The sequence below is a fragment of the Bartonella sp. AA56HLJMS genome, from assembly GCF_042197145.1.
GTDB lineage: Bacteria > Pseudomonadota > Alphaproteobacteria > Rhizobiales > Rhizobiaceae > Bartonella.
The window spans coordinates 85,611-110,448 of record NZ_JBHIRL010000004.1 but is presented as its reverse complement, the minus strand read 5'-3'; the positions used below and the strand labels follow the sequence as shown (position 1 = coordinate 110,448).

The following is a 24,838-nucleotide window of genomic DNA, read 5'->3' as shown; positions in this document are numbered from 1 at the left end:
TGTTGCTGCATTCAATATATTATTACGTGGATGAGTTTTTGCTTAAACAATAAGAAAATTGACAGAATAAAGCTTTTAAGTTGCCCGATAGAAAGCTAAGAGCTGCGTTAAACAACATGATAGCAATTATCAAGAAAACAATCACATAGAGATTTTTCAGCATGCTGAGCAGTCAAAATTCAGTTAATAATTGCTTGGAAATAAAAGGATCCACTAAGCAAAGCAGGAAAAAACGATGGCAACGCAACTGAGTTCAATAACATAATTAAATATATTTCTTTATTGTTCTTGTAAACTAAGAGAATTATACTTAATTTTATTGTGAATTTCTTATTTTATGTTATGATTTTATTTAATATAAAGATAATTATTATGTAATATTTTAGTGTTATTGTAAATAATATTATTTAATTAAAAATATACAATTTAAACACATACAATATAAACATAATATATTTATATTATTTTAAATAGGTTATTTTAAAAATTAATTAAATAAGATATTATTTTGTAAAAAATTATTTTCTATTTTTTAAATATTAATAAGTTCACTTTTCAATTTTTCTTAACAATGATAAGAGAAAAATGGAGTTTTACATCCTCTTTTACAATAAATAAAAATGATACTTTAATCTGGTTTTGCTCTCTAAGCTTAGAGCTATACAAATGTTATTGCTTATCATTAATAAAACTAATGTGATTGATGGCGTAGAGATTACAAAGGGCTAATTTTTTTTGCATGTAATTCATATCTTTTACAAGACTTTAAAAATAACACAGAAAAAATGAGAGAGGAAGGAATAGTGAACAAGAGTGATAAGCTTTTTCATTTTCTAGTGTTATGATTACTTTTGTATTTTACGGTTCATTCATTGTATGTATGATCAATTCCAAAATTTTTATTTTAAGCTTATAGTGAATCTATATTTTAGTCTGTTATTGAAGTGTTGTCGTGATTGAGATTACAATATCACAGTAGTGAACACTCTGATTTAATAGAGAAGATTGTTTGCTAGCAAATAATCTATCCATATCAACGTTATTTAAATTTTTTTCCAAAATATATATATCTATGTTAATTTTCGTGATTGATATCTTTTCTAAGATGAAAAGGGGCATGAGCTGATTTAAATATCCATAAATTTTTCGTATTAACTCAAAAAATATACGATCATATAATTTTATGGCTATTCTAGATTATCATTTTGATAAACTGAAGAAGTATAACGATTAGCATTACAAAGGTTTGTGCAAAAATGCTTTTATTGGACATTATTAAATTTTTTATGATTTATATTTTAATCATTTTATCTTGGTTAGAAAAAAGGTGGACTCATTTTTATTTCTCTATTTTATCTTAAAGTCGTGGAATTATATTAATGTTAGAAAGTTATAATTGTGGAAGACAATGAACTTTATTAAAATTATTCCATGTTCTGGTAGAAACGCATGGCTGTGAAAACGTTGAAATGTGTAATAGCTTATGGCATTAGATTTAGCGCATTCACCAAAGTTATCCCTTATCTTATCTAATTTAGCTTTTTCAATCAAAGAGTTAAGCTGGTTCTTACGCTAATTGTAGCTGGGGCAAATATTTTTTCTCAATCTATACTAAGGAAAAATATTTTATAAAAATATTTATTTTAATATATTATACAAAAAAATAAAAACATTGCGTGTAACTAAAAAAACAACATATTGATATTTTTTATATTATAAAATCATAATAATATTTATGATAATAAAGCTAAATTTATAATAAAAACAATAAAATAACTTTATTTTAATATATTTTTATATTTAAATTACTCAATGTAAAGTACAAATAAAATAATTGACAATCATTAAATAAACATGTAACGGAATATTGTAAGTGTAATATAATATAAAAATAACAATTAAAATAAAATTATTAATTGAATTTTGTGTTATGTTTTTATTATCAGAAGATAAATATACTTTATAGATAGATAACGGAATGTTTTCTATTTAGAGGGGGCGGTAAAGAAAATTTATTTTACTAAATATTGTAATTAGGTGGTTATGATGAAAATATTCAAGCATTGTATAGTATGTTTTGTTGCAGTAGCGATTTTCTTTTTACAGATTTTAAGAGCCAATGCTGATTCTTTAAATGGCAGATTTCAAAATGCTGGTTTTATTTCTCTAATGACACAGGAAAATAGAGTTATTAAAGCTGTTGATATGATTATTAGCCAGTTTGGAGGACAAGGGGCTGAGAAAAATGTCCAAAAAGTTGCGGGTTTAATGGGGTTGGAGACAGCGATTTTTGGTCTCATCGCATATCTTGTATATTTCTTTACTAGAAAGCCACCGAGTCCTAACAGAGAGACAGGTGGAAGAACATTCGATGCTTTTGCTCATAGTTCATGGGCTTTGAATTAAAAGATATTATCCTTGATAAACTTTGAATTATGCTGTTATTGAATGTTTTATAATAAATAAACCGTGATATTTAATCACGGTTTATTTATTTTTTTTAATCTTAATGACCTTGATAAGTTTATCCTTTTATATCATTAAGATATTGTTTTGTGGATGCCAGTATATGGCGCATTAAATTCAGCTAATCAGTTGCTTTTTAAATTTACTTAAATTTTTTCCTCTTCAAAATACGCGTTTGAGCTAAGTTTGTGGTTGATATTTTTTTATGATGAAAACGCGAATGCATTAATTGAGATATCCATAAACTTTGTATATCAACTCAAAAAATACAAGGTCACACAATCTTACGACTATTTGTGGGTTTTATGTTGATGAACTGAATAAGTATAGCGATGCGTCTTACAAATATTTGCAAAAATGCTTTTATTGGAATCTTTTAATCTCTTTGTGGTTTACAATTCATTTTATCATTTTATCTTAAGCAAAGAGAATGTGGATTCATTTCTATTTCTCTATTTTATCTGAGAAGGGTGGAGTTATACGAATGTCAAAAAAAGTCATGATCGTGGAAGATAATGAGCTTAATATGAAGTTGTTTCGCGATCTTGTAGAAGCGAGTGGTTATGAAACCGTTGAAACGCGTAATGGTCTTATGGCATTAGATTTGGCGCGTTCATCAATGCCATCTCTTATCCTTGTGGATATCCAGTTGCCAGAGGTCTCTGGAATAGATGTTATTAAACAATTAAAAGAAGATGAAGAACTTCGATCAATCCCCGTTGTTGCTGTAACAGCTTTTGCTATGAAAGGCGATGAGGAGCGAATTCGTGCCAGTGGGTGTGAAGAATATATGTCAAAGCCTATTTCTGTCCCTCATTTTATCACAATGGTAAAGCATTTCTTGGACTAAAGCTTGTTAAGTAATGATAGAAAAAATATTGAAAAGCTTATAAGATTGCTAAAGTCGTCGCGTAAATATTTTTGTGCTTTAGCACGTCGATATATTACAAGTTAGTAAAACAGATTTAAAAAATTGAAACTGAAGTTTTGAATTTTTTCGGTCTATTTTTCTTGCCTTTTATCTTAAGAGAAGAGGTTGTTTTGCATTCTTGTTTTTTCTAATCGGTATAGATTTGTTCCTACATTCATCTAAAAGTCTGTTTTAGCAGTTTAAAAAAGCCCCGTTTTTGTCCGAGGCTTTATGCATTGCAAAAATTGAAATTAACGCTTTGAGAATTGGAAAGAACGACGTGCTTTTGCTTTACCGTATTTTTTACGTTCAACAACACGACTATCACGGGTAAGAAACCCACCTTTTTTCAAGATTGAGCGAAGTTCTGGTTCGTAATAGGTTAAAGCTTTGGAAATGCCATGGCGCACTGCACCGGCTTGTCCAGAAAGACCACCGCCTGCAACGGTTGCAATAATATCAAATTGGGTATCCCTATTTGTTGCAACAATTGGTTGACGAAGAATCATTCTAAGAACAGGACGAGCAAAATATTTGTCAAATTCCTTATTGTTGATCGTGATTTTTCCAGAACCTGGTTTAATCCATACACGCGCAACAGCGTCTTTACGCTTTCCTGTTGCGTAAGCACGTCCTTGTGAATCAAGCTTCTGCACGTGAACAGGAACAACATTTTCATGTGTTTCTGTAATACTTGTTACTATGCTAAGCTCAGAAAGAGAATTAATTTCAGCCATAATCAAGCAATCCTTTTGTTTTTGCGGTTTAAAGCACCAACGTCAAGAGATTCAGGCTGTTGTGCTTCATGTGGATGTTGGCTTCCAGCGTAAACACGTAGATTCTTCAATTGACGGCGACCAAGAGGTCCACGAGGAATCATACGCTCTACCGCTTTTTCAATAACGCGTTCGGGAAAACGCCCCTCAAGAAGTTGACGTGCTGTACGTTGTTTGATTCCACCAATATAGCCGGTATGCCAATAATATTTTTTATCCGTATATTTTTTGCCAGTGAGAGCTATTTTATCTGCATTAATGACAATAACATTGTCACCATCATCAACATGTGGAGTAAATGTAGCTTTATGTTTGCCACGTAAGCGGTTAGCAACAAATGTGGCAAGACGACCTAAAACAAGGTTTTCTGCGTCAATAATAACCCATTTTTTCACCACTTCAGTTGGCTTTTGTGAAAAAGTTGCCATAGAAGTATCCTTTATTAGAACCCTTTTAATATAAGGGAATTTTTACTGTTTTGCGTTGAAAATTGTTACCATAGCGAAATATTTAACGCATACTACTTGCTCTGATATAATGTCTTTTGATTGACGTCAAGAGAAAATAAAAACTTTATAAAACAATATGTTACAAGAAAGGTATTATAATACCCCATTAAAAGAAGTTTGTAGACCATTTAAACTTAAAATGAATGTTGCAAAAGACTATTTTATCTTTAACGCATGATTGTATTTTATCGTTCTTCATTATAAAATAAGAAATAATGCAGTGGTCTCGTTATTTTCTCAATGTTGAATCTTCTGCTTGTGGTCAAGCTTGGTTAGATGCCCTTGATGTTCAAGGGATAAATAACGCGCGCGCTATTTCTCAAAAATTTGGCTTTCCAGATCAGTTAGCTCGAGTACTTTCAGCAAGAGATGTGGATGAAGCTGAGGCTGTTGCTTTTATTAATCCAACATTACGTACGCTTATGCCTGATCCAGAAAGTTTTAGGGATATGCAATGCGCTGCAGAGCGTATTGTTAAGGCTCTTTTCAATCAAGAACAGGTTGCTGTTTTTGGTGATTATGATGTTGATGGTGCTTGTTCATCGGCACTCATAGCGCGTTTTTTTCGTTATTTTGGTATTGAAGTCAAAATTTATATTCCTGATCGTATTGTTGAAGGCTATGGTCCGAATGAACAAGCAATGAGGATGCTTGTGCAAGAAGGCGCTCGGTTAATCATCACTGTTGATTGTGGCGCAAACAGTCCTGATGCCGTAAAAGCAGCGAGGCTTGCTGGTGCTGATGTTGTGATTTTAGATCATCATCAAATGTCAGAGATTCATCAAGAAGCTGTTGCTCTTGTCAATCCTAATCGTCCTGATGATTTTTCTAAACAGGGGCATTTATGTGCAGCTGGCGTTGTTTTTGTTACGTTAGCTTGGGTTCATCATTTGCTGCGGAAAAAACAATTCCAAGGACCGCTGCCTGATCTTTTAAGTATGCTTGATCTTGTTGCATTGGCAACCATATGTGATGTCGTTCCATTACAGGGGGTTAACCGTGCTTTTGTGTTAAAAGGGCTTCAAGTTGCTCGTTCTATGCATAATCTAGGAATAACAGCTTTAACAAAGGTTGCACGAATAGGGGAGCCGCTTAATAGTTTTCATTTAGGTTTTTTATTAGGTCCTAGAATTAATGCAGGAGGGCGCATTGGTGATCAAGCTTTGGGAGCACGTTTGCTTAGCTGTGAGAATAAAGATGAAGCGGACAGAATAGCAGAACAATTAGATCGGCTTAATCAAGAACGACAAGAAATGGAGAATATTCAATTAGCACAAGCGGAATCCTATATTGCTTCTCTTTATCAAGGTCAAGAAATACCATTGTCACTTGTAATTTCTCATAAAGAATGGCATCCGGGGATTATTGGTATTCTTGCTTCCCGCCTCAAAGAGCGTTTTTTTTGTCCTGTTTTTGCTATTGCTTTGAAAGAAGATGGAAATGGCGTAGGGTCGGGACGCTCAATTAATGGTATAGATTTAGGAGCAATCGTTCGTGAAGCTGTTACATTAAATTTATTAGAAAAAGGAGGGGGACATAGTATGGCAGCAGGAATTACAATTCAATCAACAAAAATTGAAATTTTTCGAAAATGGCTAGAAGAAAAAGTTTCTTTAATGGTTTCACAGTTGCGTGCAAAAAAATCTCTTAGTATAGATGGTTCTCTTTCTGCTTCTGGTGTTAATGAAGCGCTGTTTGAATTGCTTGAAAAAGCAGGGCCATTTGGGGCAGGGAATGCAACACCTGTTTTTGTTCTTCCCTCTCATCGACTGGTGAATCTATCTGAAGTTGGTAAAGGACATCTTCGCCTCATTGTATCTAATGTTGAAGGAAAAAAACTACAAGGAATAGCTTTTCGTGCTGTAGGGACATCACTTGGTGATTTTCTTTTTGAAAATATTGGTGAAATGATTCATTTAGCTGGTCATCTTAGTTTGAATTATTGGAATGGAACGATCAATCCGCAACTGCGCGTGATTGACGCAGCTGCAGTGGTTTGAAAGGGATATTTTTTATATTAGATGTCTAGATTAGAAGCAAAAGTAGAGTTTTCTTGTATGAAACGAAATCGTGCTTCTGGTTTTGTTCCCATGAGACTTTCTACAGTCTTTTTTGTTTCTTGCATTTCCACGGCATCAATAGAAACACGAAGCAATGTACGTTTTTGAGGATGCATAGTCGTTTCTTTAAGTTGTTCTGCGCGCATTTCACCCAGCCCTTTAAAACGCCCGATTTCGATTTTAGCTTTTCCAGTAAATTCAGTTTTGAGCAATTCATCCTTATGAATGTCGTCACGAGCATAAGCAACTTTTCCTCCTTGCGATATTCTATAAAGGGGAGGGACGGCAAGATATAAATGTCCCTGATGAATAAGGTCAGGCATTTCTTGAAAGAAGAAGGTAATGAGCAGTGACGCAATATGAGCACCATCAACATCAGCATCTGTCATGATGATAATACGTTCATATCTGAGATCTTTTTCACGATACTTGGAGCGTGTTCCACATCCAAGAGCAAGGATAAGATCGCTAATTGTTTGGCTTGAGTTCATTTTTTCATGTGCAGCACTGGCGACATTTAAGATTTTACCACGAAGAGGTAAAATTGCTTGGTTTGCTCTATTTCTTGCTTGTTTAGCAGATCCTCCTGCAGAATCCCCTTCAACAATGAATAGTTCAGCACCCAAAGCATGGTTCTGGCTACAATCTGCAAGTTTACCGGGCAGACGTAATTTACGGACAGCAGTTTTTCGACTTATTTCTCTATCTTGGCGTCGTCTAACACGTTCTTCAGCACGTTCGATAACCCAATCGAGAAGTTTTGTTGCTTCTTGTGGGGAATTTGCTAACCAATGATCAAAAGGATCGCGGATTGCATTCTCAACGATACGCTGTGCTTCAATGGTTGCTAATCGATCTTTTGTTTGTCCAACAAATTCAGGGTTACTGATAAAGACTGAAAGTATTGCGGCTGTTGAAATCATAATATCGTCAGACGTAATAATCGTTGCGCGCTTGTTTCCTATTAACTCAGCGTAGGATTTCAATCCACGCAAAAGAGCTTGACGTAATCCTATTTCATGTGTTCCGCCTTCTCCTGTAGGAATCGTATTGCAATAAGATTGCACACAAGAATCACCACCATGCCAAGCGATAGCCCACTCAACGGAGCCATGGCCATTATTGTGTTGTGTTTTGCCAGAAAAAATTTCTGACGTTACTCGATATTCATCTTTTAGTGACGAAAGTAAATAGTCTTTAAGCCCATCGGGAAAATGAAAAACAGCTTTTTCAGGAATATTTTTTGCGCCTTCAAGTATGACGGGATCACAAGACCAGCGAATTTTTACGCCACCAAAAAGATAGGCTTTGGAGCATGTCATCTTATAGATTTTTTCTGGATCAAAAGCTGCTTTTTCACCAAAAATTTCATGATCAGGATGAAAACGAACGCGCGTACCACGACGATTATAAACATCTCCCAGATCTTCCAATCCAGATTGAGGAATACCACGTGAGAAACGTTGGCGGTAAAGTTTTCGTTCTCGGGCAACTTCAACTTCCATATCATCAGAAAGAGCATTGACGACAGAAATTCCTACTCCATGAAGTCCACCAGCAGTTTGATAAGCTTTTCCATCAAATTTTCCCCCTGAGTGGAGTTGTGTCATAATAACTTCAAGAGTCGATTTCTCGGGCATTTGAGGATGATTTTCGACAGGAATACCGCGTCCATTATCTGTAACGGTTATATAACCATTCCTATCTAATGAGACCTCAATAGAATCTGCATAACCCGCAACAGCTTCATCCATCGCGTTATCAATAATTTCGGCAAATAAATGATGAAGCGCTTTACTGTCTGTTCCACCAATATACATTCCAGGGCGTAAACGTACCGGCTCTAAACCCTCAAGAACTCGAATAGAGAGGGCATTATAGTCATCTTCTTGCGTATCTTTTGCACTTTTTCTTGAAATCATCGCGTTTGATTTCATTGGAGACTGCAGAGTGTTTTCTTTTGTATTTACCCGAGATTGGGCTTTATTTAAAACACTAAAAAGATCCTTTTTGTTATCGCTCATAGCGTTTAACTATCCACCTCATAAAATCAAATATTTATTAAAATAATTTTATGCCTGTTTTTTATTTAAAAATCAATGCACTTAGGAAACATCGATTGTTGGACCAAAAATTTTTTCAAAAGCGTGTTTGAGAGCAATATCAATATCATGCATTGCTACAGGGCAACCTAGATCAAGAAAGCTTGTTACACCGTGGTTTGTAATTCCACAAGGAACAATTCCTGAATAATGGGCTAAATTAGGATTAACATTGATAGAAACTCCATGAAAACTTATCCATTTGCGCACTCGAATGCCAATAGCTGCAATTTTATTTTCAGAAGAAAGATCATTTTGTTTTGATGGGCAATGAGGCTGTTTAATCCAGACACCAACGCGATCTTCTCGTCGTTCGCCTTTAATATTAAAGTTGGCAAGCATCTGTATGATCCATTCTTCTAATGCACTAATGAAAGCACGAATGTCTTGTTTTCGGCGTTTAAGATCAAGCATGATATAAGCAATACGCTGTCCTGGACCGTGATATGTAAATTCACCTCCACGTCCTGCTTCATAAACAGGGAATAAATTAGGTGCCAAAAGATCTTTTTTATTTGCACTCGTTCCCGCTGTATAAAGGGAAGGGTGTTCAAGAAGCCAAACTTGTTCATGCGCGGTTTTTGCAAGAATTTTTTCTACACGTTCTTGCATATAACGCAGAGCTTCAGGATACTCAACTAGATGATCACTTATCTTCCATTCGACGGGTGGATTTTCTAGAATTGCATTAAAATGATGTGATAAGTGATTACGATCTGTATGTTTCAATTCACATGTCATGGGTAATATTTATCTTGATGTTTGAGTTTGTATTGTAATCAATAAAAGTGATTACAGAGTAAGGTATAGAATTGTTGAATAAAAGAGAATACGTTCATAAAATTTTATCTTAAGAAGATTTGCTACGCTTAAAAATCCACGTTCCTTTTACCATCTTCCTGTTGCACCGCCACCACCTGATGATCCACCACCACCCCTAAATCCCCCTCCACCTCGAGGACCTCCGAACCTTCCACCAGGATATCTGCCACCGGCACTTAAGTTAAGAAACCAAGGTGTGAAGATGATCCCCAGCCAGAGATACTTTTGTGGCCCCACTTTTTTACCAAAAATCATTGCAAGAATAGGAAGACCAAACATTATAAAAAAGGCTAAAAACATAATTGCATTGATTACCATTTCTTCTTTTTCAGCTTGTTTACGTTGTTCTTCAACGATTTTAGCTTTTTCTTTGATGCGAAAAGTAAAATCAGAATCACTTTCTGTAATAACTTTGATAATTGCATCAACTGCTTCAGCAATTCCTTTTTGATAATTTCCTTCGCGAAAATTAGGAATCATGAAGCTATTAATAATGACAGAGGAAAGAGCATCTGTTAGCTCTCCTTCCAAACCATATCCAACTTCGATACGTGCTGTGCGTTCATTCGGTGCAATGACCAGTAATACACCATTATTGATCTTCTTTTGGCCTAATCCCCATGTACGAAAAAGAGAATTGCTGTACGTTTCTATATCATTGCCCGAAAGAGTAGGGAGTGTTACAAGAACAATTTGATCTCCCGTTTTCTCTTCGAGTGCTGCCAGTTTTTTTGTTAAGTCTTCCTTGGTTGCATTATCGAGCAAATGAGCCACATCATTAACATAACCTGTTAAATGAGGAAATTTTATTTGCGAACAAGCGATACTTCCCAATGCAGCAACTAAATACAGAGAGCAGATAAAAGCCCATAATTTTGGAAATACAATACGTTGCAAAGAGTATCGAAATGATTTCATTAATTAAAATTAACCTTTGGTGTTTGTTGGCTATCAGTATCGATGGTAAAAGTTGGCATAGGTTTAGCATCATGAAACCATAATTTTGCCCAAATCATCGTCGGCATTGTTTTGAGTGCAGTATTGTAGGCACGTACTGTTTCAATATAATCGCGGCGCGCAACGGAAATACGGTTTTCTGTTCCTTCTAATTGTGATTGAAGAGCAAGAAAGTTTTGGTTTGCTTTAAGATCTGGATAGTTTTCAACAACAGCCATAAGTCGCGAAAGTGCACTTGATAAATTTGCTTGATTTTTGAGATATTGCTGCATAATTTCTGGATTATTCAACATATCTGCATTAATGTTGACTTGTGTTGCTTTAGCACGTGCTTCAATTACATTTGTGAAAACACTTTGTTCATGAGCTGCGTAAGCTTTAACTGTTTCTACAAGATTAGGGATGAGGTCTGTACGACGTTGATATTGATTGAGCACTTCACTCCATGCTGCATGTGCTTTTTCTTCATTTGTTGGTATCGCATTGAATCCGCAACCACTTAAAAATGGCACTAACCATACCAAAAAAATAATAATTGAAAATCGTTTTAATATTCTAAACATTGAAGAAGTTTGTACATTTAACATAAAGATGTCTCCACAGATATTTTATGTATTATATAGAGTTTTTTTTCTTGGTGGAAAGTATTTTGAAATTTATAAACAGGCGTATTTATCAATAAATTGATATCTCTCTGCGTTTTAGGTACGCTTAAGTGACTTGTTGATATTAAAATAATAATAGTAATATAGATGTCATCTTATAAAAGATCAATAATATTCATATTAATTATTATTACAGAAAATTATATTATTTTCGTAGGAGTTTTGGGTTTCAAAATGTGCAGATAATAACTGGAAAAGAGAAAAATGTAAGGATCAATTTTATAGAAAAATAGAAGGTAAGGGCAGTTCCTATTTTCTTCCTTTAGAAGTTATGCTTAACGTATTGGATAAAAAGACTTTTTAATTATGTATATCAGCAACTGTAAGGAGAGACAAAGTTCTATGATAGAAAGTGTCCAACAGCAAAGTGAAAAATTTGACGGATTGGCTGATGATTATAATCGCTATCGTCCTCGCTATCCCCTTACTTTATTTAAGACCATGCTCTTTCCTTTTAAGAACAAAAAGAATTTGTCCATCGTGGATATAGGCGCTGGGACAGGCATCGCATTAGAGGGGATTGTTAAATTTTTAGGCAACGAGCACCAATATCATGCTATTGATGTATCGGAAGATATGATTAAGCAGGGACGAAGAAAATTTCCGAACGTGCGGTGGTATCAGGGCCGAGCCGAAGATCTATTGCCTCAAATAGGCAAGGTAGATCTTATCGTTGCAGCGCAGGCATTTCAATGGATGGATCGCCCTAAATTGCTTCGCGTTATTTCAGATCAACTTCGGGTCAATGGTGTCATGGCGGTTATTCAAAATAATCGTTATTTCAAGCATAGCGAATTTCTAGAGGCTTATGAGACATTGTTAGAGAAGATGAGTCCAAATTATTCCCGTTATTATCGTAATTTTGATTTTTTACAGGAAATGAGTGATGGCTTTGGGGTAGATCCAGAAAAGATTTCTTTTCATACGCACAATTGGACGATGATGATTCCATCTGAAGCTTTTATTGGAATGAGCCGCTCTTCAACGCAAGTGCAACGCGCTATTGCTTGCTATGGGGAAGAATATTTGCGGCAATTGGTCGCATTGATAAAGAAATATGAAGTGCAAGGCAATTTGGAGCTTTTGTATCAAAGTGAGCTCTATATGTATGCAGGATAATCCGATATCGATGATTGCTTTTGCTCTTTTAACACATCAGAGTGGGCGGTATTCAGAAAATTAACGCCTTATTAAGTCAGACTTTGAGAGAGAAAGGTTTTTTCTTCTTCAGCATTCACATTGACATCTTATTACCGCTGATTTTCATTGTTCATTTAATATGAGAGAGTTTAAATAGAAAACTTATGCTCTGCATTATAGCATCGAAGCGCTTTCTTTACTGCAGTTTAACAACAGATTATTTTATAAAATGGAAAGAGGTAGATTGAATAGAAATATTTGATAATTCTTTGTTTTTATGATTGTTTTTTGTTATTAAATGAGAGTGTTTTTAATAAATTTTGACAAAAACAACTGAAAAAGTACAAAAAATTATCATAATCAGAAATTTGTAGTAAAAAAGGTAATGGCTTGGAAGCACCTTTAAAAAACAACTCATTTTGAAATTATCTCTAAATTCATATTCAATATAACAAAAAAGTAAAATATAAATATGTTATATGGAGCATTTCTCTTTTTTGAAGATATAATATAAAAACAATATGTTAATTAAAATTTTTGATATAAGAAAACTTCTTTTATTTTTATTTTAAATAACGAGTTAGGGCGAGTCTTGTGTGGTTTTATTGAAGATGTGCTTTTTAGGTTTCAATCTGGCGCTTTAAATACAATTTTAGAAGTAGCAAAAAAGCTCAATTTCTTCTCTGTTGTGATGTGTTGAATAAGTTTTTTAATTTTCTATAGAGTTTGATTTTTGCAATCATGATAGATTGTGACAGCTATCTATTTAAGGTTTTTATAAGTTTAGTAAGAATAGCTTGATAATAAATCCATTGATTTTTTCATCTTTACGCTTCATAAAAGAATAAGCCTGCACCATCCACACTTTCATCTCCCAATGTTGCGACAGCCCTTGACACGGCTCATAAGAGGAGTAGTCCTTTTTTGTACAGTTTATCCATACGCCAATTTCGCTTATGACGTGCAAGCGAATGGTTTTGATTTATTCAACATACACAGATTTGGAATGAGAGAGTTTTAAGATATTCAGCTTTCTTATTTAATATGAAGCATGATAGATTATGATTATAAATTAAAGTGTTATCTATTTTTGAAATCCATTACTTTGGTTGTGCTTGTCAATATTTCATTTTCATTTATCGTCAACTATTCTACTTTTGGATAATGACTCCATTGTAAGGAATATCTTTAAGAAAGCATTATCGCTTTAAAGAGTCGTTATAGTTTTTTTTGTTTTATAGAAAGATCAATAATGTTAAGCATTGTACTTTAATGAACGAAGAAAGAAAATCATGATGATTACACTAAAACCGGGCGAGGTAACGCTTAGTGAACTTAAAGATATTTATTTTAATGGAGAAGTGGGTAAACTTCATAATAATACGCATTTAGCTATCCAGAAAGGAGCGCAGCGCATTTCTGAAATTGCTGCTGGAAGTAAGCCAGTGTATGGTGTTAATACTGGTTTTGGGAAATTGGCTTCCATTAAAATTGATGCGGACAATGTTGCTGTTTTACAGAGAAATCTTATTTTGTCCCATTGTTGTGGGGTGGGAGAACCTTTAGCAGAAAATATTGTGCGTTTGATAATGAGCTTAAAGCTTATCTCTTTAGGAAGAGGGGCTTCAGGAGTTCGTCTAGAATTGGTAAATTTGCTGGAAAATATGCTTGCAAAGGGCGTCATTCCTGTCATCCCTGAAAAAGGGTCTGTTGGTGCTTCAGGTGATCTAGCTCCACTTGCTCACATGGCGGCTGTTATGATAGGAGAAGGGGAAGCATTTTTTCAAAATATTCGTATGAGTGGGGCGGTTGCATTAGAGAAAGCGGGATTGTCCCCTATTATTTTAGAGGCAAAGGAAGGTCTAGCTCTTATTAATGGGACTCAAACATCAACAGCCCTTGCACTTGCTGGTCTTTTTCGAGGTTATCGGGCATTGTGTGGTGGATTGTTGGCAGGGGCTTTGACGACAGATGCTATCATGGGATCAACGGCGCCATTTCATCCTGATATCCATATTTTACGAGGACATTATGGGCAGATTGCCGTATCGAAAACATTAGAAAAGCTTGTAGAGGATTCAGAAATTCGTGCAGCACATTTACAGGGGGATGAGCGTGTACAAGATCCTTATTGTATACGTTGCCAGCCACAGGTCATGGGGGCATGTTTTGATATTTTGCTGGCAGCAGCAAAAACACTGATTATTGAAGCAAATGCTGTTACAGATAATCCATTGATTTTAAGGAATGGTGAAGTTGTATCAGGTGGGAATTTTCATGCTGAACCTGTAGCGTTTGCTGCTGATCAGATTGCTCTTGCTTTATGTGAAATAGGATCTATTTCTCAACGGCGTATTGCTCTTATGGTTGATCCAGCAGTTTCTTATGGACTTCCAGCCTTTTTAGCACATAATGCGGGTCTTAATTCAGGTTTTATGATTGCTGAAGTAACAGCGGCAGCTTTAATGTCTGAAAATAAGCAAATGGCCCATCCTGCTTCCGTTGATTCAACCCCAACTTCTGCCAATCAAGAAGATCATGTTTCAATGGCTTGCCATGGAGCGCGTCGGTTATTGGTCATGAGCGAAAATCTTTTTACACTTATTGGCATTGAAACGCTTGTTGCGGCACAAGGAATTGAATATCGTGCACCTTTAAAAACAAGTACTTTTTTGCAATCTGTTATGGAATGTCTACGAAAAAATGTTGCTTCTCTTAAGGAAGATCGCTATCTGGCTCCAGATCTTCATCAAGCACATATACTTGTGCGTGAAGGGCACTTATTATCTGTTTTACCAGAAACAATTTTTCCTTCATTAAGTTTTCAATAGTATTTGTTTTAAGGTCAATGCTGAAGGGGGATATTGAATTTTGAAACTTCCTCATATGAAAATATAGAGGAGCAATACTATATTTGAATTATTTAATAAATTATATATTTATTACTGTATATATCTGATTTTTGTAGTTAACTAGATATTTTGTTATTTTATAGAAACTATAAAATTAAAGCACCTATATTTTCTGATTTATATCAGAAATTTTAATATAAGTTAAATAATATATACGAATTATATATTCGTGATATTGTATTTTTATAAATATAAATTATGATATATGTATTGTATCAAGTAAAAATAAAATTTTTATTTTATATTCTTCTTATTTTTAATACTTTATGAATTTTATAGTTCATTTTTGATATTTAAAATAAAAAAGGAGAAAAGAATGTTTAAAAGTGCTAAATTATGTGTTTCAATAACAGTTCTTTTTTTCTCTCAAACTCTTGAGATTCATGCAAATTTTAGGAGAGCTAGCTTTCCAGAGGAAGTTTTCATTATGATAGTGGCTCAAGAGAAAGAGCCTCTTATTTCAGCGAAAAACAAAGATTTTATTGCTATCTCAGGGCAAATTCCCAGAGGTAATGAGAACGCTATCATCGGACCAATAATCAAAGATGCTTTTTTTATCGTATATTTTTTTTTCATTGGAAAGCTTGTCGTTAAGGCAGCTGGAGTCCTTAAAAGATGGGTTGTAGATAAATTTTCTCATGCTTTTGAAGACTTGCGAGATTCGTATTATCATTGATTGAGCTATTCAATTGGCATAAAAAGTTTGTTTTATGGGCTCAAAGAAAGTTTGCTTAAAGTAACAAAAAATTAATTGTATGCATAGTTAATGTGTTTGTTATGAATTTTTGTGTTTGTTATGAATTTTTGTGTTTGTTATGAATTTTTAGGCTTCTATTTCAGTGCACCGAAATAGAAGCCTAAAAGTTTAGATTACATTAAGGTTAATTTTCTCTGTAAAAAACTAGAGAATACGAAATGAATTAAATGACAATTGTGAAAAAATTCATTATCACTTTATTTGAATAAAATAATACGAAATTGTAGGCTATAAAAGCTGAATAATTCGCAATAAAAGTATTTTTTCATTGTTTAGAGCAAAGTGTTGGACTGGCTGGTCTTCGATGTTTTTTGAAATATATTTGTGAAAGAAACATAAGGCTTTATTTATCATAGAGCTGTTATCGTGGTGTGGATTGTCAGCATTTCAAAAAGTAAGGAAAGAAATGGCAATAAATGAACTGAAACGGGGTATGAGTAAGCGCCAAGTTATTTTTTTAGCTCTTGGTTCTGCTATTGGAACAGGTCTTTTTTATGGGTCTGCACAGGCAATTAAGCTTGCGGGTCCCAGTGTTTTGATTGCCTATTGTATTGCTGGTTTAGCTATTTTTATGGTTATGCGGGCTCTAGGAGAGATGATACTTCATAATCCATTGCCTGGTTCTTTTGCTCGTTATGCGGCAAATTACATATCACCATTAGCAGGTTTTTTAACGGGATGGACATATGTATTTGAGATGATTCTTGTTGGTTTGGCTGATATTACAGCTTTTGCGACTTATATGGGTTTTTGGTATCCTGATGTTGCTCCTTGGGTATGGGCACTGAGTATTACATTAATCATCACAGGTATTAATTTAGCTGCTGTAGAAGTCTATGGTGAACTAGAGTTTTGGCTCTCTTCTATTAAAGTTATAGCTATCATTGCGATGATTATTTTAGGAATAGCAATTATTTTTTGGGGGTGGGGTGAAGGTGCAGATTTTTCTACCGTTACTGTTCATAATTTATGGAAAAATGGTGGACTTTTTCCAAATGGTTGGTTTGGTTTTTTAGCTTGCTTTAGTGTTGTTGTTTTTGCTTTTGGTGGCATAGAAATTATTGGCATGGCAGTTATGGAAGTTCAAAACCCTCATCAAACGATTTCAAAGGCAATTAATTCTACTCCAGTTCGTATTTTGCTTTTTTACGTCATGACGTTAGCTATTTTAATGTCTCTTTATCCTTGGAATGAGATTGGTCTTATGGATAGCCCTTTTGTATCTATTTTTGAAAATCTTGGGATTTCGTATGCAGCAAATATTTTAAATATTGTTGTTGTTACAGCGGCTATTTCAGCAATGAATAGTGGAATGTATGGTGCTTGTCGTATGATCCATGGTTTATCGCAGGAAGGTTATGCTTTAAAAAAGTTTCAATATTTATCAAAAAATGGTATACCAGTTTTTGTTATTTTGATGATCTTCGGTATCTTTCTTCTTGGTGCTGTCCTTAATTATTTTTATCATGAAAAGCTTTTTTTTCTTATTGCCGCAATGGCAACATTTGCGACAGTTTTTGTTTGGATGATGATTCTACTTTCACAATTTTCTATGCGAATTAAGATGCCTAAAGAAGCACAGAATGGTTTAAAATTTCCCATTCCATTTTGGCCAATAGGGTCGATTTTTTCTATTTTATTTATGGTTTTTATTTTTATTCTCTTATGGTATTTTGATGAGACACGACCGGTTTTAATTATAGGTGTTAGTTGGATTGCTTGGCTTGTTGTTTGTTTCTATGTACTTAAACTTTATAATTTTAAGCAAAAGAAGCTGAATAAAATGTGAATAGAGAAAAAACTCAAAATAAATAGCTGATGTCATCAGGAGAACAGGTGTTTGATTGTTTTCTCTAAAGGTTAGAACAATCTAGATTGAAAAAATCTGCTCGTTATTATTTTGCTTTGGAAGTTTTTGTGAGCCATTGCTTACGGTAACGACCAAATCATATAAATATTAGACGTTTTTTGATGGTGAGCTGTGCCATCAATATAAGTCTTTCAGGTTAAAATGCCTAACAGCGCAAATAGATTTTACCAGATACAAGATTATAGGCAGATATCTTTTTCTAAACGTATTAATGAAGTTCTGTTTTACGAAAGAAGTTATTGTAAGAATTGTTTTTTAGCTCTTTAAAAAATTGGTTGTTTAAATTTTGTTGTTTAGAAAATTACTATTGCTTTTAGAAGCGAAGATAAAGTTCTTTATGTATTTTTTCTCAAAGAGGATTGGCGTTGGTAGAAAATAGTGGATAACAAAGTTACATGAGGCATTGTATCATTGTTTTTACAAAAACTTTAATAAACAGCAGCAAGGTATTACAATAAAATTTCATAGAAGAGTAAATTAAAGAGAACAATGAACGTGTGACAGTTTTACGATTCTTATTGCTCTCACAAGAGGAAGGATCAAACTTATTTTTTTAATATTGATACAAGAGTAATTTTTATCACAAGTGGAGGCGGACAAAATGCACTCCGCAACTGTATTTCGGTGAAAAATTATTCGATATTACCATAAAATGCGCTCAAGAACACTACAACCAGCAAAAAAAAATCATCGGAAAGTGGCTTTTTACACGAGAAATCTTCCAATAGCTCTGAACACACACAACAACAATTCTCTCTATCCTTGAGGCAACAGGCAATGTTGATATGGATGTACAATGAGATGCTACGATTATTGCTTCTCATCTGATTTCTGGTCAAGATATCAATGTAATGGGGGAAAGTATGACGATTGTTGGCATGACAGACCATCATAGCAGCCATTCACAGACGCATGAAACAGGTTTTTGATGGGTATAGATATGACTTTGTAAGCCGATGGATTGGCGGTAATGGCTATACCTACGAGACAATACCTGCTGGTAGTAACTTTTTGATAGAATGGTAGAGAGTGGCTACAAATCCCATAAATTCCCATACCTGTCTTGGAGATGTGGATTATAAATGCCAAAAGTTTTATGGCACGTTTCATTTAGAACAAAAGCCTTGAATTAAATCATGGAGTAAAAAATGAAACAAACTTTAAAATTATTAAGTGCGATAACTCTATTGAGTATAGCCGGATGTCAGTTTAATAAAACTCCTGGAGGGTATTTGAGTGCGTGGGAAAAGCCAGGAGCAGATTTTACAGAGATAGGAAAAGGCTTGTTAGAATGTGGTATGCCAACTCCTTATGATGTCGATCCAGAAAATAGAAAGCAGAGCATCAATGCAAAAGCAACAATTTATGCTTGCATGCTTCAATCAGGTTTCCGCTATAAAGATGAAGAGGTAGCAAGAGCGGGTGGGCCATGTTATACTTTTAGAGCCGAAAACTTGCCGATTTGTCGTTCAGGCGCTGTCATCCCGAGGCGCAGTGTCAAGAAGCGCTTGAACAGCCCTTTTTGTAAAAAATATAAAAATGCACCTGAATGCAAACCTTAAGTCTTGCTGTTTGTGACGATCACAATCCCTACCTTCATGTTTCTCATACCCGTACGCGGGGGGCTTAATTCAGCATGTCAATGCTATTTATTTATGGGTACCACAACTGTTGGCGCAATAATATAAAATATCTATTTTGGTTGTAATCAAAATATTGATAATAATTATAAGCATATCGTTGATAGATAGATGATTTTAGTAATAATTTTACCGTATTTTTGATATAATAATTATGGCATAATCTTCGGAAAGATAAAATAATATAGGTTGATAATGTTCATCATTGTTTTGGAAATAAAAAACAGTATGTAAAATAATTTATAGATTGTTTCGTAATATCAAAATTACTCAAGGATAGGAAAATGAAGCAGATTTTAAAATTATTAAGCGGGATAACCTTATTTGTTATGGCTGGATGCTACCCTGAGCAGCCTTCTCGAACAGCTGTAGATGCATGGGAAAAATCCGGTGCTGATCAGCTTGAGATCAAAAAAGCTCTGTTAGAATGTGGAATACAGCATTTTGATGGTCGTCTTGATACAGAAACAAGTACGGATGAGAAATTCAATGCTGAGGAGTCTGTGAATGCATGTATGATCCAAGCAGGTTTCCAAGATAAATTGGGAAGAATGAAGTGGTGTGAGAAATATAAAAATCTTCCAATTTGTCAGCCTGATGCAGTTATTCCTCAGCGAAGTGTAGAGAGGCGTTTGAATAGTCCTCATTGTCAAGAGCATAAAGAACAACCTGAATGTCAACCTTAAGTATTGAGGCTGCTGTAATCAAAAATCCTTCCATTCTTGTTTTTGCATGGGGGGTGGGATTGTTTCTTCAATATCTATATGCTAACAAAAGTCATCTTGCGTGTGAGAAAATATTAGAAGACTTATCAGTCTTTCTATCGTAAATATTGACGGAGGGGGAAATGAAAAAAACATTGAAATTATTGATTGCTATAATTTTATTAAGCTCTGCTGGGTGTATTAGCAAACCTCCCCCATCGACGTTAGAATTATGGGAAAAGTCTGGTGTCAGTAAGTCTATGGTCCAACAAGCACTGTCAAAATGTGGTTGGAAACCAATCTACGCTTCTTCTAAAAATATGGATTCGCGTGCAAGTGATTTTGCAGCAGTTTATGAGTGCATGACTAAAGCAGGTTATCGGTACAAATTACAAGATTCAAAGGGAATCTATTTTTCATCAACGCCGCGAAGTGATTCATTTTTAGTCAATTTAATGGTAGCAGGGTATCAGCAGGTTATGGACAATGATACTTTTGGTGTAACCAATTCGACACAACAAGAGCGAGATTTGATGTTACGTTTTGAAAATGATAAAAAGCGCCAGAAAATAAAAAAAGCTTTGCACAAGTGATCATCAACAGTAGAACATTAATTTTTAAAGCAATAATTAAATAAAAATATTAAACGGGAGAAGAGAGATATAGCTCTTTTTCTCTAATGTAGTTATATTCATCAGCTACGAGATTGGCAATAGTGTTGTTGTCAGATGATGCTAGCGGAGGATAGTGAGTTGTTGTTTAGAGAAATTTATTCCATATAAAGAATGTCAAATAATAGCTTTGCTAAAATATCTTCTTTAACGATAATAAACAGATAGCTTTCATAGAGCTAATTTTGATGAAATTTTATTTTGGTGTTTTTTAAGTTCAGAATAGTGAGTGTTTTACTGTATTTTAGATTTTATCAAAAGATCTAAAATATTACATTTATTAATTCAAATCATTGATGATAGGGTATTAGGAGAAGTTTTTTATTTATTCAAATTTCTTTGTTAGATATTTAGCATTTTTAATATAGAAATTGTGTACATTAGCTTATACATTAGTGTGCAATTTCTTATTTTTTTGTTGTGGTTGAAGAGATGATGCGGTTATAGATTTCGTATATTGTATCTTTTTGTGCTGTGTTTTATTAAAACGTTTTAATCGTTTAATCTTAAAAGTTATTCTCATGTTGTTGTATTTTTATTTTTTTGTGGTGAGATAAATTGAATATTATATCTCTTCAAAATTCGCATTTTTTCACGTTTTTTTAAGATTGGTTTTTGGGACTTTTGTAATTACAGTTTTCAGCGGTTTTTGAGATGCCTTCTTTAAAGGGATTTTCATCCTAAATGGTATTTTTAAACTTTTTGTTCTTTCTTTACATAAAACACAAAACATATTATTAAATGCTATGATCTTATCATAAAAAATAAAATAATTTTGTTTGTTTTGTTCTTATTGTGTTTAATTTGTGGTTTATTTTTTTTCCAGCATTTTTTGTTTTTGTTGAAAAAAGAAAGTTTTGAGAAACAATGATAGTCAAGGTATCTAACAATCACTTGTATTCGTGCTTTTTTACAGCAGCTATTTTTTCTTTTTTGTTAAATATAAATATTGAGGCACATTCTCATTCATATACATCACTGTCATGTGATGAAAACAAATTACCTTACGGATGCAGTGATGGTTCAAAGCATACAATTAGTGATAAAGTATATAAATTCACGGCGCCTGTTAAAGAAAAGAATGGGGAGGGTCGTTCTCTCATGTTACCTGCTGCTATAGTAGTGCAGGAGCCAAATACAGTTATTCAGGCAACGCGTGTAGAGGTTGAAGGGACTGCGGGTATAGAAGATATTTATGGTGTTTTTGTATCACGAGGGGGAAAAATTGTTTTGAGCGATTCAGCTTTAAAAAATGTATCAATAGGTCTTAAAGCTGATAGTGGAATGATTGAGGTTAATCGTGGAACAATTGAGGCTTCTCAGATTGCTGCTTATGCAGAGAAGCGAGGAGCATCTGTTACGTTAACGAATACAAAAATTAAAGTGGAAGGTTTGGGTATCGGTCAAGAGAGTGCTCTTTTCGTTAGGGATGAGGCGGGTATTCAGATGAAAAGTGGATTTATTGATGTGAATGATGCTGCTGCGCTTTATGTGGGGAGAGGGGGGAGTGCGACTTTAGATGGTGTTACCATTGCTTCAAAATATCAAAAAACAGAAGACAAAGAAAATACAAATGAAAAAATTACACATACAGTTTTCAATGTAAAACATCAGGGTTCTGTTTATGTAAAAAATACGAATATTATTTCTACGGATGTTCATGTTTTAACAGTTGGACAAGATTCTAACACGCCATCCAATAACGGCAGGGAAGGAAATATTTTAATTTCGCGGGTTAATATTGAAGATTCAACAATTAAAGCAATAGGTAACAAACATGGTATGTATTTTGAGAGGGATGAGGAAAATGATGCATATGAACAGGGGCTTGTCTTTTTGAAAAGGACGATTTTTGAGGTTCCAGATGGGACAGCTGTTCATAGTCATAACAGTCGTATTTATATTGGAGTAACAGAAGGTACAAAAATTTTTGGTGATTTATTATTAACAGCTGAAAAGGGGGGAAGTGTAGCGATTTTGGCTAATTCTTCTTCATTGATAGGAGGGACTCGTGTTGCCGATGATTCTATTGCTGAGCTTTATTTAACAGGGGGATCAAAATGGTTTTTGACAAAAAGAAGAGAGATCGATTTGCAAGTTGCAAACCGTACAAGTTCGTCTATTTCATTTGTGAAAGTTTCTGATAGTTTTATTGCTTTTGAGACTCCAATGTTTCAGGAGTATCAGACACTTCATATTGGGAAGGGAGAAAAAGAAGTTTATAGTGCGCAAGATAGGGCAGATATTTATCTCAATACGCATCTCAGTAGTGATGGTTTGCTCGATAATACAAAAACTGATCGGCTTTTAATACATGGTGATGTTTCTGGAAAAACAACAGTTTATGTGCAATTTGTTGCAGGAAATCAGGGTGAGATAGCAACCGGTGAAAATGCTCATAGTATTTCACTTATTCAGGTTTCTGGAAAAGCGGCAGAGGATTCTTTTCAGTTAAATCGTGCTTATATCGCATTAGAGGGTTTGCCTTACCAATATTATCTTCATGCTTATGGTCCAGCTTCTGCTCTTGGAAATGCACAAACTTCTCAAAGATTGGTTGAAGGAGATGGAGATTTTTGGGATTTTCGCCTTGAAAGTAAATATATTCAGCCTGCTTTAGAGGTGTCTGCTATTCCCCTTTCTGAGTTAAAGGTCAGAGAGGTTGTTCCACAAGTTCCGACCTATCTTTTGTTACCAAATGCGTTGTTTCATGTTGGGCTCATGGATATGAGTCATCAACAAAAGCAGTTGCAAGTTAGGCGGTCTATTCCTCGTAAATTATTAAAAGTTGAAGGGAACTTTGCTTTATCTGTCCACGGTTATGGTGGGAGTTATCGTTATGTCTCAGATCTTTCTACACTTAAATATGGGTACGATGGTCATGTTGATTATAACGCTATAAAAACAGATATTTTGCTCAAAACAATAGAGCGTGCATATAGTACGACATCTTTTGGGATTATGGGAACCTATGGAAAGCTTTCCTTACAACCTCATAACGTGGAACAAAGTCAAAAGAGTACATTTAATAAATGGTCATTTACGGCATATGCTAGTGTGAAACATTACACTGATTTTTATATAGATAGTTTTTTATCTTATGGTTTGTTTAAAGGGGATGTGCGTAGCCGTGTTTGGGGTAAGACGGCGACATTAAAAGCAAATCCTTTGAACGTGTCGTTTTCTGCTGGTAAAGTGTCTATGACAGGATATAAAGATCTTATTTTTGATCCGCAACTTCAGCTTATTTATCAACATCTTCAATTTGATAAGTTTCGTGATATTGATGGATTTGATGTTGAGATGAAAAAAATAGATCAATGGTTTATGCGTGTTGGTGGGCGTTTAAGTAAAACATTTACAGCCTCTGAAAAGGATCGTATCATTTCTTTTTATGGAAATATTCATCTTGCTCATTGTTTTGGTAAAGAACAATTTGTTCATTTTAAAGATGTTTTTCAGTTGAGTTCTTTTGGTTCTTCCTTAGAAGTTGGCTTGGGTGTCAATTCACAGTTTTCTTCTAAAGTTACACTTCACAGTGATCTTAGCTATCAGCATAGGTTAACCAAGGCTGGTTTTTCTGGAGTTCGTTTTTCTGGTGGATTGCGCTATCATTTTTAAGCAATCTTTTTAAAAATAATAAATGTGATTTTCAAAGTCTTGTTCTACTATCGGAATTAAAACCATTGTTTGTGCAGAATTTTTTAATAATGGTACCATGTGCTTTAATAAATATGAAAATATCATGTTGATTTATTTTTATCTACTATAGCATTTCTCAAATGCTTTAAAAAATTTGTCCATCTGATAAACAGATTAAAATGAGAAAATCCTACAATATCGGGGTTCTTATTCAATATGAATAAAGATAAATTAT

At 34.3% G+C, this 24,838-nt stretch carries 17 protein-coding genes and 1 pseudogene; 12 read left to right on the top strand and 6 right to left on the bottom strand.

Going from position 1 to position 24,838, the window contains the following annotated elements; genetic code table 11:
• Window positions 1-2,046: 2,046 nt before the first annotated feature.
• Complete coding sequence (locus ACFINI_RS03590) at window positions 2,047-2,406, top strand: hypothetical protein (protein WP_375645896.1); 360 nt, start codon at window positions 2,047-2,049, stop codon at window positions 2,404-2,406.
• Window positions 2,407-2,950: 544 nt separating this feature from the next.
• Window positions 2,951-3,316, top strand: a complete 366-nt coding sequence (locus ACFINI_RS03585) for a response regulator (RefSeq protein WP_273724078.1) — start codon at window positions 2,951-2,953, stop codon at window positions 3,314-3,316.
• 311 nt (window positions 3,317-3,627) lie between these two features.
• Here the strand turns inward: ACFINI_RS03585 and rpsI are convergent, their stop codons facing one another.
• Together rpsI and rplM are read right to left on the bottom strand one after the other, a co-directional pair.
• Window positions 3,628-4,113: a 30S ribosomal protein S9 gene (gene rpsI / locus ACFINI_RS03580; protein ID WP_015856545.1), complete on the bottom strand. Its 486-nt coding sequence runs from the start codon at window positions 4,111-4,113 to the stop codon at window positions 3,628-3,630.
• A gap of 2 nt (window positions 4,114-4,115) precedes the next feature.
• Window positions 4,116-4,580 carry a 50S ribosomal protein L13 gene (gene rplM, locus ACFINI_RS03575; RefSeq protein WP_015856544.1) on the bottom strand — a complete coding sequence of 155 codons (465 nt, stop codon included), beginning with the start codon at window positions 4,578-4,580 and terminating at the stop codon, window positions 4,116-4,118.
• 296 nt (window positions 4,581-4,876) lie between these two features.
• On the opposite strand from rplM, the gene recJ reads away from it, so the two are divergent.
• Entirely contained in the window at window positions 4,877-6,661 is a 1,785-nt protein-coding gene (gene recJ, locus ACFINI_RS03570; protein WP_375640501.1) for a single-stranded-DNA-specific exonuclease RecJ, read from the top strand.
• 17 nt (window positions 6,662-6,678) lie between these two features.
• On the opposite strand, the gene parE is transcribed toward recJ, so the two are convergent.
• The 4 genes from parE to ACFINI_RS03550 form a co-directional block, all read right to left on the bottom strand.
• The gene (gene parE, locus ACFINI_RS03565) at window positions 6,679-8,745 is read right to left on the bottom strand and encodes a DNA topoisomerase IV subunit B (RefSeq protein WP_375632404.1); all 2,067 of its coding nucleotides are present in this window, start codon (window positions 8,743-8,745) and stop codon (window positions 6,679-6,681) included.
• An 81-nt stretch (window positions 8,746-8,826) separates the two neighbouring features.
• Window positions 8,827-9,564 carry a lipoyl(octanoyl) transferase LipB gene (gene lipB, locus ACFINI_RS03560; protein ID WP_375611496.1) on the bottom strand — a complete coding sequence of 246 codons (738 nt, stop codon included), beginning with the start codon at window positions 9,562-9,564 and terminating at the stop codon, window positions 8,827-8,829.
• A gap of 147 nt (window positions 9,565-9,711) precedes the next feature.
• Entirely contained in the window at window positions 9,712-10,563 is an 852-nt protein-coding gene (locus ACFINI_RS03555) for a TPM domain-containing protein (protein WP_375611497.1), read from the bottom strand.
• The gene (locus ACFINI_RS03550; RefSeq protein WP_375611498.1) at window positions 10,563-11,189 is read right to left on the bottom strand and encodes a LemA family protein; all 627 of its coding nucleotides are present in this window, start codon (window positions 11,187-11,189) and stop codon (window positions 10,563-10,565) included. Before ACFINI_RS03550 ends, ACFINI_RS03555 begins: the two co-directional genes overlap by 1 nt.
• A 420-nt stretch (window positions 11,190-11,609) precedes the next feature.
• Here ACFINI_RS03550 and ACFINI_RS03545 point away from each other — a divergent pair, with 420 nt between their 5' ends.
• The 9 genes and pseudogenes from ACFINI_RS03545 to ACFINI_RS03505 all read left to right on the top strand — a co-directional run bounded on the left by ACFINI_RS03545 (window position 11,610) and on the right by ACFINI_RS03505 (window position 24,582).
• Window positions 11,610-12,386, top strand: coding sequence for a class I SAM-dependent methyltransferase (locus ACFINI_RS03545; protein WP_375645892.1), 777 nt, complete (start codon window positions 11,610-11,612; stop codon window positions 12,384-12,386).
• A 1,313-nt stretch (window positions 12,387-13,699) separates the two neighbouring features.
• Window positions 13,700-15,238, top strand: a complete 1,539-nt coding sequence (gene hutH, locus ACFINI_RS03540; protein WP_375645888.1) for a histidine ammonia-lyase — start codon at window positions 13,700-13,702, stop codon at window positions 15,236-15,238.
• 397 nt (window positions 15,239-15,635) lie between these two features.
• Entirely contained in the window at window positions 15,636-15,995 is a 360-nt protein-coding gene (locus ACFINI_RS03535; RefSeq protein WP_375645883.1) for a hypothetical protein, read from the top strand.
• Window positions 15,996-16,482: 487 nt separating this feature from the next.
• Window positions 16,483-17,865: an amino acid permease gene (locus ACFINI_RS03530; protein ID WP_375611502.1), complete on the top strand. Its 1,383-nt coding sequence runs from the start codon at window positions 16,483-16,485 to the stop codon at window positions 17,863-17,865.
• A gap of 719 nt (window positions 17,866-18,584) precedes the next feature.
• Window positions 18,585-18,872 (top strand): annotated as a pseudogene (locus tag ACFINI_RS03525) (hypothetical protein); the annotation flags it as partial.
• 222 nt (window positions 18,873-19,094) lie between these two features.
• Window positions 19,095-19,508, top strand: coding sequence for a hypothetical protein (locus tag ACFINI_RS03520; RefSeq protein WP_375611503.1), 414 nt, complete (start codon window positions 19,095-19,097; stop codon window positions 19,506-19,508).
• Window positions 19,509-19,870: 362 nt separating this feature from the next.
• Window positions 19,871-20,272, top strand: a complete 402-nt coding sequence (locus ACFINI_RS03515; RefSeq protein ID WP_375645879.1) for a hypothetical protein — start codon at window positions 19,871-19,873, stop codon at window positions 20,270-20,272.
• A gap of 161 nt (window positions 20,273-20,433) precedes the next feature.
• Entirely contained in the window at window positions 20,434-20,883 is a 450-nt protein-coding gene (locus ACFINI_RS03510) for a hypothetical protein (RefSeq protein ID WP_375611505.1), read from the top strand.
• Between the two features lie 945 nt (window positions 20,884-21,828).
• Window positions 21,829-24,582: an autotransporter outer membrane beta-barrel domain-containing protein gene (locus ACFINI_RS03505; RefSeq protein WP_375645876.1), complete on the top strand. Its 2,754-nt coding sequence runs from the start codon at window positions 21,829-21,831 to the stop codon at window positions 24,580-24,582.
• The last annotated feature ends 256 nt before the right edge of the window (window positions 24,583-24,838 follow it).